This is a genomic window from Desulfonema magnum (genome assembly GCF_017377395.1).
In the GTDB taxonomy this organism is placed as follows: Bacteria; Desulfobacterota; Desulfobacteria; order Desulfobacterales; family 4be13; genus Desulfonema_C; species Desulfonema_C magnum.
Genome location: NZ_CP061800.1, coordinates 2,649,462 through 2,664,877, shown reverse-complemented (window position 1 = coordinate 2,664,877; position 15,416 = coordinate 2,649,462). Strand labels below are relative to the sequence as shown.

Genomic DNA, 15,416 nt, shown 5'->3' with positions numbered 1-15,416 from the left:
GCTATTTGCGCCTTCGGATCTCAAATGCCACGAAGACTCAAAGCCACGAAGACTCACGAAGGTTCTTCGTATCCATTTGCGCCTTCGGATATCAAATGCCACGAAGACACAAAGCCACGAAGGTTCACGAAGACTCACGAAGGTTCTTCGTATCCATTTGCGCCTTCGGATATCAAATGCCACGAAGACTCAAAGCCGCGAAGGTTCACGAAGGCTCCTTTGTGTCCCTTCGCGCCTTCGTGTCTTTGTGGCATTTATATGTGTCCATGTTCTCTTCAATTAAAAAAAGCTGCATATGGCGTTATATTATTCGCAAAATCAGGATTGTCTCTCATGTCTCGTTGAACACAGGAATCGTATAATTGCCGCCATAAGCCCGGAAGATGCCGTTGATCCCGTCATAATCAGAAAGGTAAGTCTCCTCCTGATCCCTGACGTATTTCAGAACTTCCTGTGTGAATCCGCCCGTGGAGATCAGCCACATTTGGATATGCGGAACGCGCCGCCCCGCGTCCTCTGCCTCCTGTTTCAATGCCCGGGCCGCGTGTCTTAGTTTTTCCACCTGTTTCATGCCCATCTTTGTTTTGGTATATTTGCACTCGCAGATCCAGCAGCGATCTGTCCCTTGTTCCTGCCCCCATACATCAATTTGATACTGGCGGGTTCTGAGCCCCTTGACATATTTCGTGTCAACCACCTGAAACAGCGGAACCTGGATATCTCCGGACGTTCCAAAGAATTTTCCGGGGAGATTCTCGTGGTTGAACTTCATCATTGTCACCTGCACCACAATTTCCAGGAACCGGCCCTTGAGCGTGTTAAACAGATTCTGCTGACTCAGATCAACCGCTTCGATTCCTTCGAGGTCCTTCTCATACACGAATTTGATGAACCGCATCAGGCATATGTCATTGAATGTGTAATATTTTTCAGCGCTCCGATAGACCATATCCGAGAGATACAGCTTTTCAATCTTCTCCTCCACCGCGTTTTTGGAGATGTCCAAAGTTCTGGCAATCGCTTTGATATCCACAGGCTGATTGTTGTATTTGGTGAAATAATAAATGATCTTTTTGCCGATTTCCTCATCTGTATCCGAGTTGATATATTTCCGGTTATCCTGGAAATGTGTATGCCAGAACCCGTAAATCTTTCCCTGCTCGATTTCATAACGAATGATCCGGTCAATTTCATCTTTCTTATCAAATTTTTTATTCTCAGCCTTTGACATTGCCAGACAGTACAGGTAATAAGGATGTCCGCCCACCTGTGTGCTGGCATACAGCGCATCTTCCGGGCTGACTGTGGCTTTTGGCACATAAATCTCAAGCAACTGGCGCAACAAGGCAGCACCGTCAGGAATGGAGAGCGGCTTCAGATAGCTGAAGCCGAAACGCCCGCCCAGGGGACCTCCCATCACAGTTCTGAACACCAGCGTCACCGCTGATCCGGACACCAGCATGGGGGCCTTGCGGCTCTGGGCCTGACGGTCATATGTCGCGGTCAGGTTCGTGCCCTGCCAGTCCGGATATTGTTCACGGTGTCTCCGCATCTCTTGCAGTGTCGCCTCGGAAACATCATGGACATAAAATTTCATATCCTGAAATTCATCAATAATGACCGCGACCCTTGTGCCGGAATATGAGGCCAAGTCTTCGGGCGTATAAATGAAGTTGTCCCAGTGATTCCGGGCATCTTCAAATCCGTGCCGCCGATAGCGTCTCAGAAAGCCCTGTATGAATTCCTTTGCCAGTGTCACAGCGTTGTGGTCCGAAGGATACGTCAGCAAATCATCCAATTCCACACGTCTGTTTCGATAGAGCCGGGGATCCTGATGACAATAAGCGATGTACTGCCTGAAAAACGTGGTCGCATATTCCATAAGAAATTTGTGCAGCGTGGTATCTTCCCGTTTCATTCGGAAATAAAACGGCACCACCCGGTATTCCGGCTTGAAGAACACCGTGTTCACCAGCCGATCCAGCAGCACGGTTTTCCCCATCCGCCGCGGTGCGATAAGAGCAGTGCTGGATGAGGCCATACGCTGGATGTTTTTTACCCACGCGTCCAAGTCTCGCAAAATTTCGACCCGGTCGGTAAATTCCTCATAAGCCACCATCTCTTCGACCGGCAGAATTGGTTCAATATCCGTCATGCACTTTTTTTCTCCCATATAAACTTATACTCATACTCCTCACGAGATCAACGAGATCAAAGCGTGTGAACGAGATTAAAATTGCGTATCTCAATTTTATTGATTATCGCCCTGATCCTGTTCAATCCGTGAATAAATAGTCAGTTCACTATTGAAGTAATGAAATCATTAAGCTGCTCAATCAGAGGAGTATTCTGTATCCTCCTGATTGTCTGTTCATCCATGCGACTGATAATTTTCTTCAATATTTTGTTATCATAAGAAAAAGTTTTAATGAGAAATTTTTTCGGATTTAATCTGGCAAACTCTCTTTCTAATGGTGAAAACGCTTTCTTTTCAGTAAATTGCATTATGAAATCCATATCCTGAACAAGCAGAATCTCCATTTCCGGCACAGCCAGAAAGACTTCGGACTCGGTGTCAGGAGATGCCTGAATGAGAGAATATTTTAAAAGTTCAAGCTGTTCCCGAACTGCTGCCGAGTCGCTGGTATCCGCATCCAGAACAAGCGCCGTCGGAACCTGCTTCACAGCCAGAACAGAATGGGCCAGAGACTGGGCAGAATAACGACCGTCTCCGACAATGAACTCAGTGCGGCGGAGTATTTCCTCAGGCAGCACCGCCCTGAGAATATCTGCCTCGCATTTGCCCTCGGTGATCAGATATGCTTTTTTCATAATTATACTCCCTTTCAGGGGATGTACAACATTCTGAAATCACAAGATAACAGGATGAAAAATCTGTCCGTGCCGGGGTTCTGAGAACCGGAAATCCGGGGCATCTGTCTCCCGGGAAACTCCCATTTTCCGGGAATGTGCGTCCGGCTCCCTGTAAAAACAGATAGTTGCGGACAGCCTGCCGAAATCAGAGCCTCTCCTAAATCCGTTATAACCAGCAGGGTTGTTCCCAAATAAGTAAGCTGTCATATGACGCGACGCGCGGCTCATGACACCACGAAGACACGAAGTCACAAAGAGACATGAAGACCCTTCGTGAAGCCCTCGAGCCTTCGTGTCTTTGTGGCATTATTTATTTAGGAACAACTCTGGTATAATTTCATAAATTTCATCCCTCAGTCGCATCATACAGATGAGGCATTACTAATTCTCAATTCTCAATTCTCAATTCTCAATTCTTCTTTTTCCTCGCCTCACTCACCTGTATTCTTGCCAGCCTGATAAACTGCACCAGAGGGCGTTTCGCGGGGCACACATATGCGCAGCTCCCGCACTCAAAACAATCATCCATCAGGCCGAATTCCTCGGTTTCGGCCCCGCGGCCCGCCTCAACCCATATCCCGATATTATTCGGTTCAAGGCCCATGGGACAGGCATCCAGACAAAATCCGCATCGGATACAGGGGCCGTAGGGCTGCGTATCAATCTCATCTTTTGTCAGGAAAAGCACGCCAGAGGTGGTTTTTGTGATGGGAATATCCAAACTTGACACGGCCGGTCCCATCATAGGCCCTCCCATTATCACTTTGGCAAGATCAGGGGTTGTTCCGCCCAGATAGGACACAATATCAGAAAGATGGGTTCCGATGGGAACCAGCAGATTTGCCGGCCGGGCAATGCCTTTGCCGGAGACGGTGATGACTCTCTCATAAAAAGGCTTGCCCAGAACCACGGCATCATAAACGGTCTTTGCAGTATAGACATTCTGAACAATAATGCCAATGGATGAGGAGCGTTTGCCCGAGGGCCTCACCCGTCCTGTGATGCTCTGCATGATCTGATCGGCCGACCCCTGGGGATATTTGACTTGGAGGGGGCTGACACGGATTCTGAATCCGTTCTCCGACCCCTCCTGTCTGATGATTTCCTGTAAGCACTCAATCGCGTCCGGCTTGTTGTTCTCAATGCCAATGGCACAATCGGAGATGCCCAGAATTGTGAGAAGGATTTTTGCGCCTTCAACCACCTCACGGGCATGCTCCACCATGACCCGATGATCGCAGGTAAGATAGGGTTCGCACTCCGCACCGTTTAGAATCAGGGTATCCAACTGAACATCCGGATTCACATTCAGTTTGATATCCGCAGGAAACCCCGCGCCCCCCAGACCCACAATCCCGGCATTCCGTATCCTGTCAAAGAGTTCCTGCCTGGAGAACCGGTGCCAGTCTGTAGGAGAATACGTGGCAGCACTCGCCTCCGGATCTCCGGAAATGACAATGGCAGGTGATTTTCCTGCTGCCGGGTGCAGCACATCCGCGATGCCCTGAACCGTGCCGCTCAGGCTGGCATGAAGATTGGCTCCCAGTTTTTCTCCCACGGACCCGATCATGTCCCCTGTCTTTACCCTGTCTTTTTTATCCACCAAGAGCTGATAAATGCGGCCCGGGTGGCGGTGAAACAAAAGGGCCTCGTCTGGCGGTTTATCATGTCTTTTTTCCACTGAAACCTCACACGAAGCCCCCACATGCTGCTTTAAAAAAAGAGAGACCCGGGAAGGCATCGTCATGGTTTCCACGGGCAGACCGGCCGTGAATTCCTTGAGTTCTCCGGGGTGAACACCGCCTTTTGGAAACGTTGCCAATGTGTTAAGTTCCATAATTTTCATCCCCTTATTTCGCGGGATTTCTTTTCAGCAGGCTGAGACCGTATTCTTCTCTTGCTTTGTGAGACAACTGAGCCGGTTCTCCGAATTGCAGGGCATTTGTAGGACACGCAGCAACACAGGCAGGCTCCTGCCCCTCGTCAATCCTGTCCATGCAGAGATCACACTTCATGGCCTTTCCCGCATCAGCATCCCACTGGGGAATATGCCAGGGACATGCCAGGATACAGGCTTTGCATCCCACGCATAATTCCTGCAAAATATAGACCAGGCCATCCTCATTTCTTTTTCGGATGGCATCCACAGGACATGCGTTCATGCACCAGGCATCCTCGCAATGAAAGCAGGGAACAAAAAGGGATGACATCCGGGGTTGTCCGTTAATCAGTCTGGGTCCCAGAACCACAATTTTCCCCAGTGTCGCGCCCTCCGGAACATTATTCTTTGCCTTACATGCGACTTCGCATGAATGGCAGGCAATGCATTTTGCCGCATCTGTATAAATCAGATAATCTCCCATTTTTTCTTTTTCCCTCCGAAATCAGACTGCTTTTTTCACCCTTACGAGGGTGTGATCAAGGGCCGGGCTTCCGCCGACCTTATCCATAATCGGGTCCTGAATCATCGCGTCGGCCACTCCCCGCTGATAACTCCTCCGGGATTCAGGTTCCTGATGTCCGAACCCGTGAAGCATGAAAACGGCTTCCGGATGAATCATATCTGTCACAAAGGCCCGGATTTGTCCCTTGCCCGTGTCTGACTCGATTTCCACCCGTTCCCCATCCTTTATTCCCAGGGCCTCTGCCCGTTTTTCATTTATCCAGAGCGTATTTTCAGGCACCAGCTCATTCAGATACAGATTGTTCTGGGTCATCACATTGGTATGGGCAACACACCGGCCCACGATGAGCCTGAAACGATCCTCGGGGGTTTCGAGTGCTTCATAAGGCGGAAACGATGGAAAACCATTATCTTCCAGCAGGCTGGAAACAAACTCGATTTTGCCCGAAGGGGTCTTGAACTTTATGCCATCCTCTCTGTCCCACCAGATGGCTTTGTCTGAAAGTGAAACAAATCCTTTTTGCTCAAAATCCGCTATGGGGATTCCCATATCAGCCAACTGGTAATTCCAGATATCTTCAATGGTCTCATAAGGAAAATACTCTCCCACGCCCATACGTTGTGCCAGTTGCTTTAATATCCACCACATCGGTTTTGTGTCAAACCCGGGTCTGACACAGGCGATTCTCCGGTTCACAGCAGGTTTCAGGCCAGCGCCCATTTGCAGGGGATCTGAGCGTTCCAGGAAAAGGGATTCCGGCAAAATCACATCCGCAAGGGAGGTGGTCCCTCCGAAGTTGATATCGCAGGACACGATCAGATCGAGTTTTTTCAACGCCCTGAGACTTTGCTGAAAATCAAAATTTGAATACAGGGGATCAAATCGGAACGCAAAAAGCACCTTGATGGGATAAGGGTCCTCATTCAGCACCGCGCTGGGAAACATGGCTCCCACACCGTGTGCGGTATCTGCAATGGGAAATTTCTCCTCCCCGCATCCGTCAAATCTCCGGGTCTCTTCCATTGCAGGGAACTGCTGTTCGGAAAATTTCCTGATCCCGGCTTTTAAGCCCGCATCTTTGGGCCCTTTTTTGATAAAAATCCCCCCGGGGGACTCAATGCTGCCCATAAGCGCGTTCAGCATGATGAGGGAGCGTCTGAAATATATTTCCGTGGGATGATGGGATGCTCTGTAACCATAGTGAAAGATCACAGCCGGTTTTGCCTGGCTCGCTTCCCTGGCAAGCCGGATAATATCTTTGGCAGGGATTCCGGTTTCTGTCTCTGCCCATTCCGGAGTATAAGGATCAACAAACGCGCTGAGTTTGTCAAACCCTTCCACCCAGCGATTCACATATTTTACATCGTAAAGGTGTTCTTTGATGATCACGTGCATGAGCGCGTAATTCAGGGCCAGATCCGTGCCGGGACGGATCATCATATATTGGTCAGATTTTGCAGCGGTGATGCTGACCCTGGGATCAACAGAGGTCACTTTTGCCCCTTTGGCCATGGCATCAAGAAGCGCATTTGTCGCTTTGACTTCCATGCTCTCAAAAACATTCCGGCCATAGAGGATAACATGCCGGGCATTGGACCAGTCCGCGCTGATCTGACCGTCGGTATAGCCGATAACGGTTCTGCACGCGGTGTTGACGGACCCCTTGCAGATGGTGTCATGGGAAAAATAGTTGGGTGATCCGATGGCCTTGAGAAAGGTCTTGGAAATATCTGTCACCAGATTTACCCGTTCACAATAGACCGCACTTTTACTGCCGTATTTTGCAAATATCTCCTTGCATCTGTCAGCGGTATAATCCAGCGCCTCATCCCAGCTCACTTTTTTCCATTGGCCTGATCCCCGGGGGCCGGTTCGGATCATGGGCGAGCGGACTCTTTGCGGGTCATTGAGCCAACCCACCGCGGCCGCGCCCTTGGGGCATACCCCTTTCATGGCAGGCACGTGCGGATTCCCTTCGATGCTGACAATTTTGTCATCTTCGACAACCACTGCTATGGGGCATCGCACTGAACACATGAAACATAAAGTGTATATTTTTTTTCTCATGAAATTTCTCCGTTTTTACTGTGAAAATACACTCCCCAAAAAAAACAAGTTATTATAATTCAATTTAGTGCGTGACCGCGATGAATCTGACGGGTGAAAGACCTCCGAGGTTTTGAAAACCTCGGAGGTCTCCGGTGATCCGACCCGTCATAATCATTGCGGTTATGCATCAGGTTTTTCTTGATATAAAACTCTATGATCAAGTTTTTTTTCTGTCATTCCAAATTTTTTTCTGTCATTCCGTTCGACCGAGTTCACGCCGAAGCCTGCAAAAGCAGGAATTCGCAGTTTCCGGAATCGCTGCATCAGCTAAAAATGGATTCCTGCTTTCGCAGGAATGACAGGTTTTTTTCTAACCGGAATCCGCTAGCTCCCGGAAGCGCTGTATCGGCTAAAAACGGATTCCTGCTTTCGCAGGAATGACAGGGTTTTTTTCGAAGCGGATCAGAAAACTTGATCATCGAGTTTTTTTAAAATTTAGCACACGATTTCAGAAAGAATGGCCGGGTTACAAAGCTCAATCGTCAATAAAAATAATCGGTTGATACAGAGGTGGTTTTCGCAGAATCAGGCAGTTGGCTTTTCATGGCCCGGGTGAAATCTTTTCATGTTTGTCTGTTACATAAAAAAATTATTTAATGCAATAAAATTTTTAAGAATATTCCTGTATCTTAAAAAAACAGTCTGTTGCAAAGATCATTTAATATAATAAAATAAGAATATTAAGGTGTTGGATAAAAGATATTGTCATCCCCGGAAAATTAATTCTGTTTTGTCATAAGGGATTTTTCCAAAAATAAAATACCTGAAATGCAGGGTGGGCAAGGCATTTTCCGAATTCCTCCTGACGTTATCTTCACTGTCAGTGCCCTGGCCGCGAGAAGATTGACGCTGATGCGGATATGAAAAACGTGAGTTAAGTACCAGATCATAAGTTTTCTGATACTCGATAATCAAGCTTTTTGAGCCGGATTGAACAAAAAGTCTGTCATTCCTGCTTTCGCAGAAATGACAAGCTTTTTTTCGAATCGGATTAAAAAAACTTGATCATCGAGTCACAGGAAAAAGCCGGGTTTCTCCGCCCTTCTCAGAAAAAAAATTTTTTGCTCAGGTACTTATCTGTTGCAGGTTTTTTGTGGGATAAGGAGTTGATGACGGGTGACGGTCTCCGAGGTTGTGAAAATACCCCCCTCTCCCGGCAAAGGGAGAGGGAAGCAAAGTTTTGGAACAGGGGAATGAATTATTGCAGGTCGGAAATGAATTGAAGGATATGGATGACTTCTTCTGTTCCAATTCTTCCGTCGCCATTTACATCAGCGGTGATAAATACCGGGTGAGTCGGTGTGATTCCGGCCAGAATCTGTAACCCAAGTACAGCATCCCTTACATCCACAGTCTCATTATTATCAATATCGCCGAAAATAACATCTGTGGTATTTTTGTCCTCTTCAGTAATAAACGCTGTGCTGTCTGCTGATAGTGGAATCTCCGAGTCATTATCAGGCGCTTTGTCTGAATCATCATCCGAAGCTCTGTCTGAATCATCATCGGAATTTTCATTTGAATCATCATCCGAAGCTTTGTCTGAATCATCATCGGAATTTTCATTTGAATCATCATCCGAAGCTCTGTCTGAATCATCATCGGAATTTTCATTTGAATCATCATCCGAAGCTTTGTTTGAGCCATTGTCTGAATTTTCATCATGAGGGCGGATGCAGACATATATGATAACGCTGTCCGTCAGCCAACCGTCAGAAACCTGAATCTCAAACCGGTCCGTGCCGTTATAGTCGGCATCGGGGATATAGCTGATATCTTTAGCGTAACCTGTGCCACTGACGTGGGCTGTTCCGTTGCTGGCAGGACTGCTGATGGTCCAAGTCAGAATGTCCCCGTCAGGATCGCTGGCTTTCAGGCTCAGATCAAAGGCCGTGGGGAAACTGTCTTCATCCATATATACAGCAGCACATGCATTTTCTTCCTGCTCACACAATATGTCACAATCCCCTTCGACAGTTGCATTGATCTCCACATTCACGGTAATGCTGTCGTTTGACTCGCCGTCAGAGACCTGAACCACAAAACTGTCCGTGCCGATGTAGCCAGGGGCAGGAATGTAGCTGACAGACTGGGAATTCCCCTCACCTTCGGCATGGGCCGTACCATGATCCGCAGGAGAGACAACGCGCCAAGTCAGCACGTCTCCGTCAGGATCGCTGGCGTTTAACGTCAGATCGAAGTCGGTGGGAAAACCGTTTTCATCCATGCTGATGGTGACGGCGTTTCCCTGAACAATAACAGGCGGATCATCCCGGGGAGCAATACAGACATAGACAACAACGCTGTCCGTTAACCAGCCGTCAGAGACCTGAATTTCAAAGCGGTCCGTGCCGTTGAAGTTGCTATCAGGTGCATAGCTGATATCTTTGGTGTAACCTGTGCCGTCGGCGTGGGCAGTGCCATTACCAGCAGGAGTGCTGATACTCCAGGTGAGGATATCATTATCCGAATCACTGGCGTTCAGGGTCAGATCAAAGGGTGTCGGGGATGCATCTTCATCCATGAACACAGTCACGCAAGCTTCTCCGGATTCCTCGCACAGTGTCGCACATTCCCCTTCAAATTTTATCCTGACATTGACATTTACGACAATGGTGTCAGTGAGTTCGCCGTCCGAGACCTGAACCGTGAAACGGTCAGAGCCGCTGAAACCGGGATCGGGAACATAGCTCACCGCGTTTGCATATCCTGTGCCGCCGACATCGGCCATGCCGTTTTCAGCAGGCGCGATAACGCTCCATGCCAGCGTGTCTCCGTCCGGGTCGGCCGCGTTCAGTGTCAGGGCAAAGGCATCGGGAAAACCGTCCTCGTCCATGGTCACGGTTACGGCATCGCCCTCGGCAATCTCAGGCGGATCATTCTGCGCACCGATGCTGACATTTACGATAACGGAGTCTGAGAGTTCGCCGTCCGAGACCTGAACCGTGAAACGGTCAGAGCCGCTGAAACCGGGATCGGGAACATAGCTCACCGCGTTTGCATATCCTGTGCCGCCGACATCGGCCATGCCGTTTTCAGCAGGCGCGATAACGCTCCACGTCAGGGTGTCCCCGTCCGGGTCGGCCGCGTTCAGTGTCAGGGCAAAGGCATCGGGAAAACCGTCCTCGTCCATGGTCACGGTTACGGCATCGCCCTCGGCAATCTCAGGCGGGTCATTCTGTGCGCTGATGCTGACATTTACGATAACGGAGTCTGAGAGTTCCCCGTCCGAGACCTGAACCGTGAAACGGTCCGTGCCGCTGAAACCGGGATCGGGAACATAGCTCACCGCGTTTGCATATCCTGTGCCGCCGACATCGGCCATGCCGTTTTCAGCAGGCGCGATAACGCTCCATGCCAGCGTGTCTCCGTCCGGGTCGGCCGCGTTCAGTGTCAGGGCAAAGGCCGTGGGAAAACCGTCCTCGTCCATGGTCACGGTTACGGCATCGCCCTCGGCAATCTCAGGCGGGTCATTCTGTGCGCTGATGCTGACATTTACGATAACGGAGTCTGAGAGTTCCCCGTCCGAGACCTGAACCGTGAAACGGTCAGAGCCGCTGAAACCGGGATCGGGAACATAGCTCACCGCGTTTGCATATCCTGTGCCGCCGACATCGGCCATGCCGTTTTCAGCAGGCGCGATAACGCTCCACGTCAGGGTGTCCCCGTCCGGGTCGGCCGCGTTCAGTGTCAGGGCAAAGGCATCGGGAAAACCGTCCTCGTCCATGGTCACGGTTACGGCATCGCCCTCGGCAATCTCAGGCGGATCATTCTGCGCACCGATGCTGACATTTACGATAACGGAGTCTGAGAGTTCGCCGTCCGAGACCTGAACCGTGAAACGGTCCGTGCCGCTGAAACCGGGATCGGGAACATAGCTCACCGCGTTTGCATATCCTGTGCCGCCGACATCGGCCATGCCGTTTTCAGCAGGCGCGATAACGCTCCACGTCAGGGTGTCCCCGTCCGGGTCGGCCGCGTTCAGTGTCAGGGCAAAGGCCGTGGGAAAACCGTCCTCGTCCATGGTCACGGTTACGGCATCGCCCTCGGCAATGACCGGCAGATCATTCTGTGCTTGGATGCTGACATTCACAGTAATCGAGTCCGTGAGTTCCCCGTCAGAGACCTGAACCACGAAATTGTCTGTGCCGTTGTAACCTGCTTTCGGCGTGTAGCTGACAGCCTGGGAATTGCCAGTGCCGCTGGCTTCTGCCACACCGTTAAGGGGAACACTGCTGATGTTCCAGGTCAGGAAGTCCTGATCAGGATCTGCCGCGTTCAGTGTCAGAGAGAAACGCGTGGGATATCCGTCTTCATCCATCGTGACTGTGACGGCATTTCCTTCTGCAATTTCAGGCGGGGCATTGGTGATAATGACTTGCCCGTTACCGATGATGACATTCACAGTAACCGAGTCAGTCAGCTCCCCGTCAGAGACCTGAACCACAAAGCTGTCTGTGCCATTGTAGCCGGAATCAGGAACGTAGCTGATCTCCTGGGAATCGCCAGTGCCGCTGGCAGTTGCCGCGCCGTTTTCAGCGTCCGTGCCAATGCTCCAAGTCAATATGTCATCGTCAGGGTCACTGGCGTTCAGGCTCAGACTGAGGGCTGTGGGGGAACTGTTTTCATCCATGGTTACAGTAACGGAATCCCCTTGAGCAATTTCAGGCGGGTCATTTTGTGCGCCAATGATGACATTTACAGTAATCAAGTCTGTGAGTTCGCCATCAGAAATCTGAACCACGAAACTGTCAGTGCCGTTGTAACCGGAATCAGGAATGTAAATGACCTCTTGGGAATCGCCAGTGCCGCTGACCTCTGCCGTGCCGTTTTCAGCGTCTGCGGCAATGGTCCAGGTTAAGACATCATTCTCATCAGGATCACTTGCGTTCAGCGTCAGGTCAAAACCTGTGGGAGAACTGTCTTCGTCCATTTCAACTGTGACAGACTCTCCCTGGGTAATTTCAGGCGATTCATTGACATCGGTGACGGTAATGGCAAATTCTTTTTCGCAGCCATCAGCAAGCACCTGAATTGTGTATTTACTGCGGCTCTCAAAGTCAAATGTCTCAGCAGTTCCGAGCATATTGCCGTCAATGGTGAATGCCCCGTTGTCAGTATTTTCCGCATCGGGGGACAGGGAATAGGTGGGCATGGCGATCCCCATATAGCTAAAAATCCCAACCGCGGTACCCGCGGGATGATTTTCATCCACGCTGGTATTGTCCAGATCAAATAAACAATCCTCTCCGGTATTCCCCGCATAAACCACATCGCTGTCTGCGGCCCCTGGAAGCACGGCCAGCAGAATAAGCAAAAGCCAGATTCGGGCAAAATCAGAGAAGCATGTCAGTCCTTTGGTGAATAAGCTTTCCAACATTTTTTTACCTCCGTTATTAAAAAAATTAAAATACAAAAACACCGTATCCTTAGCCAGCAGCTAACAAACAACTCACCTGACATATTAAAAAAATTTACCTGATATGCTGCCATGAATCAACAAAAAAAACGGGAGCCAAAGCGTTCGGCGAACTCAGTCGGGTCGTCGAACGGAATAACAGAATTCGAAATAAATAACATACCCGATACAAAAAACGTAGGGTGGGTGGAGCGAAGCGCAACCCACCCTACGTTCATCAGGAATGACAGACGTTTTGTCCGAATCGGGTCAGAAAATTTGATCATCGAGTGATTATAGCCTGATTTTAAATAAAATACACAAAAAAAAAGGTTTTCTTACATTGTTAGCTTAAAAGATTCGTAAAGAAGTTTATAAGTTGCATCTTTTAATTGAAATTGGTTTTTGTCAAAATTTTTGCTGGAAAATTTAAGGAAAAAACGGTTAAAAAAAGGCAAACTGATACAGATGGCACAAAATTTGCTTATAACTTATATTTGCTTATAAAAGTTAAGGAAACATTATATCATTTTCTATTTCTCTCCTTGAAATTCGTCTTAGAAGATGTTATGCTAATTTCAGATGAGGTCATGATTAACTTAGGAAACTTCCGACTTGATTACAATCACCAGGTCAAAAAAATTTCAACATATTTATCCGGAGTGCAAAAATTTCGCTTCGCTTCATTTTCGCATTCTTTTTTTATTTCGAGAATTTTTCAGTCTTGTTCCAGGGGAAGCAAAGCCCGATTTGCCCGGTTCGGACTGCTAAATCCGAACCCCTGCCGCGGGACTTGTCAATCCTGCGAAAACAGATAAACCAAAATTATTAACTGAGGATTATTTTTATGCCCGAATTTACGCATCTTGATAAAGAAGGCCGTGTGCGGATGGTGGATGTGTCCGATAAAGAACCAACTCTGCGTGTTGCAATTGCAGGGGGAATGATTTCCATGAACTCGGCAACATTTGAAAAAATTCATAACCAGACAGTCAAAAAGGGAAATGTCCTTGAAGCGGCCCGGATTGCCGGTGTCATGGCCGCAAAGAAGACTTCGGAACTGATTCCCATGTGTCATCCTCTGAATATCACTCATATTCAGGTTGACTTTTCACCGGATAAAGAGACAAACTCAGTCAGAATAGAAGCGACATCCCGAATTATCGGTCAGACAGGAGTTGAAATGGAAGCCCTGACAGCAGTGTCGGTGGCTGCCCTGACGATCTATGATATGTGCAAATCATATGACAGGGAAATGACCATCTCTGATATCCGCCTTATTGAAAAATCAGGCGGAAAAAGCGGGAGATTTGTGAGGCGTGAGGAATAAGGCGTGAGGAGTGAGGGTGAGGAATATGGATTTTCTCATTTCTCACTTCTCATTTTCCAAGGGGGATATGATGAAGAAATATTTTAGTGTTATGCTTATTGGTTTTGTATTATCGCTGATGATTTCAGGGTGTGCTGCAAAAAAGCAGGCACCGTTGTTTCCGCTGATGAGATTATCGGTTTCTGACTATCCGGAGTTTGGCGACGATATGGCCTATGATGGGTTGCGACATGGCATTTCTCAAAGCATTTCATATCTGAAGCAGGTGCCGGCTGACAAAAAATTTCAATTCGGAGAAGATATGTTTGATGCCGCCCATATGATCCGATCTTTGGAACATTTTCTTGATGTTACAGATAAAAGACCGTCTGCCAGGGAACTGAAAAAATTTATTGCGTCAAATTATCTGGTTTACAAGTCCGTGGGAGCCGGTGAGGAAGGAAATGTTCTTTTTACCGGATATTATGAGCCGCTTTTGCATGGAAGTCTTTATAAAAATAATGAATACAAATTTCCGGTGTATGCCCGTCCTGATGATCTTATGACCATTGAGCTGTCTTCTTTTTCTCCGGAATTTAAAGGAAAGAAGATCACCGGCAGGCTGGCTGATCAGACATTCGTCCCCTATTATGAACGTAAGGAGATTGAAGAACAGGGCGTTCTTGAAAACAAAGCCGAAGTCATTGCATGGGTCAGGGATCGGATATCGCTGTTTTTTCTTCAAATACAGGGTTCCGGAAAAATCAGCCTTGATAACGGAAAAATCATTAATGTCCACTATAACAGCCAAAACGGACAGCCTTACCGAAGTATCGGAAAGCTGCTGATTGAAAAAGGAAAGATTCCAAAAGAAGAAATGTCCATGCAAAGACTTCGTGAGTATTTGCGGGAACATCCCGAAGAAGCTGAACCCATTTTAAATCATAATGCCAGCTATGTATTTTTCAGCCTGGAAGAAGAGGGCCCTTTTGGTGCATTGAATGTCACACTGACCCCGGGGCGATCCATTGCCGTGGACAGACGGGTGTTCCCTCTGTCCGGGCTGGCGTTTATTGAAACGCAAAAACCGCTCACTGATGGCTCCGGAAAAATTTCCAGATGGATAAATTTTCCCCGTTTTGTTCTGAGTCAGGATACAGGGGGAGCAATTCGGGGGCCGGGACGTGCGGATATCTTTTGGGGAAACGGGGCATATGCTGAAATTGCGGCAGGATATATGCAGCATAGGGGAAATCTGTATCTTCTTATTTTAAAACCTGAAATAACGTCCTCATAATCCTCTTCCAAAGGGATTTTTCAC

8 protein-coding genes are annotated in these 15,416 nt (G+C 48.4%); 2 read left to right on the top strand and 6 right to left on the bottom strand.

The features are described 5' to 3' along the window. Window positions 1-331: 331 nt before the first annotated feature. From dnm_RS10715 to dnm_RS10690, 6 genes are all read right to left on the bottom strand, one after another. Window positions 332-2,155: an ATP-binding protein gene (locus tag dnm_RS10715; protein ID WP_207682642.1), complete on the bottom strand. Its 1,824-nt coding sequence runs from the start codon at window positions 2,153-2,155 to the stop codon at window positions 332-334. A 140-nt stretch (window positions 2,156-2,295) separates the two neighbouring features. Continuing rightward, a complete protein-coding gene (locus dnm_RS10710) occupies window positions 2,296-2,832 on the bottom strand; it encodes a hypothetical protein (RefSeq protein WP_207682641.1) in 537 nt (178 codons plus the stop codon). 451 nt (window positions 2,833-3,283) lie between these two features. Continuing rightward, window positions 3,284-4,711, bottom strand: coding sequence for an electron transport complex subunit RsxC (gene rsxC, locus dnm_RS10705; RefSeq protein ID WP_207682640.1), 1,428 nt, complete (start codon window positions 4,709-4,711; stop codon window positions 3,284-3,286). Between the two features lie 13 nt (window positions 4,712-4,724). Beyond that, complete coding sequence (locus dnm_RS10700; protein ID WP_207682639.1) at window positions 4,725-5,237, bottom strand: 4Fe-4S dicluster domain-containing protein; 513 nt, start codon at window positions 5,235-5,237, stop codon at window positions 4,725-4,727. Between the two features lie 21 nt (window positions 5,238-5,258). Then, window positions 5,259-7,346 (bottom strand): molybdopterin-dependent oxidoreductase, encoded by a 2,088-nt coding sequence (locus tag dnm_RS10695; RefSeq protein WP_207682638.1) that lies wholly within the window; start codon window positions 7,344-7,346, stop codon window positions 5,259-5,261. Between the two features lie 1,240 nt (window positions 7,347-8,586). Continuing rightward, window positions 8,587-12,768 carry an Ig-like domain-containing protein gene (locus dnm_RS10690; RefSeq protein ID WP_207682637.1) on the bottom strand — a complete coding sequence of 1,394 codons (4,182 nt, stop codon included), beginning with the start codon at window positions 12,766-12,768 and terminating at the stop codon, window positions 8,587-8,589. A gap of 865 nt (window positions 12,769-13,633) precedes the next feature. Between dnm_RS10690 and moaC the strand changes: the two genes are divergently transcribed. Then, the gene (moaC, locus tag dnm_RS10685; protein WP_207682636.1) at window positions 13,634-14,116 is read left to right on the top strand and encodes a cyclic pyranopterin monophosphate synthase MoaC; all 483 of its coding nucleotides are present in this window, start codon (window positions 13,634-13,636) and stop codon (window positions 14,114-14,116) included. A 67-nt stretch (window positions 14,117-14,183) separates the two neighbouring features. Continuing rightward, window positions 14,184-15,392, top strand: a complete 1,209-nt coding sequence (gene mltA / locus dnm_RS10680) for a murein transglycosylase A (protein ID WP_207682635.1) — start codon at window positions 14,184-14,186, stop codon at window positions 15,390-15,392. The last annotated feature ends 24 nt before the right edge of the window (window positions 15,393-15,416 follow it).

Excerpts from the sequence above, each read along its gene's own strand:
- dnm_RS10715 (WP_207682642.1), bottom strand. The coding sequence starts at position 2,155 with ATGACGGATATTGAACCAATTCTGCCGGTCGAAGAGATGGTGGCTTAT.
- dnm_RS10710 (WP_207682641.1), bottom strand. The coding sequence starts at position 2,832 with ATGAAAAAAGCATATCTGATCACCGAGGGCAAATGCGAGGCAGATATT.
- rsxC (WP_207682640.1), bottom strand. The coding sequence starts at position 4,711 with ATGGAACTTAACACATTGGCAACGTTTCCAAAAGGCGGTGTTCACCCC.
- dnm_RS10700 (WP_207682639.1), bottom strand. The coding sequence starts at position 5,237 with ATGGGAGATTATCTGATTTATACAGATGCGGCAAAATGCATTGCCTGC.
- dnm_RS10695 (WP_207682638.1), bottom strand. The coding sequence starts at position 7,346 with ATGAGAAAAAAAATATACACTTTATGTTTCATGTGTTCAGTGCGATGC.
- dnm_RS10690 (WP_207682637.1), bottom strand. The coding sequence starts at position 12,768 with ATGTTGGAAAGCTTATTCACCAAAGGACTGACATGCTTCTCTGATTTT.
- moaC (WP_207682636.1), top strand. The coding sequence starts at position 13,634 with ATGCCCGAATTTACGCATCTTGATAAAGAAGGCCGTGTGCGGATGGTG.
- mltA (WP_207682635.1), top strand. The coding sequence starts at position 14,184 with ATGATGAAGAAATATTTTAGTGTTATGCTTATTGGTTTTGTATTATCG.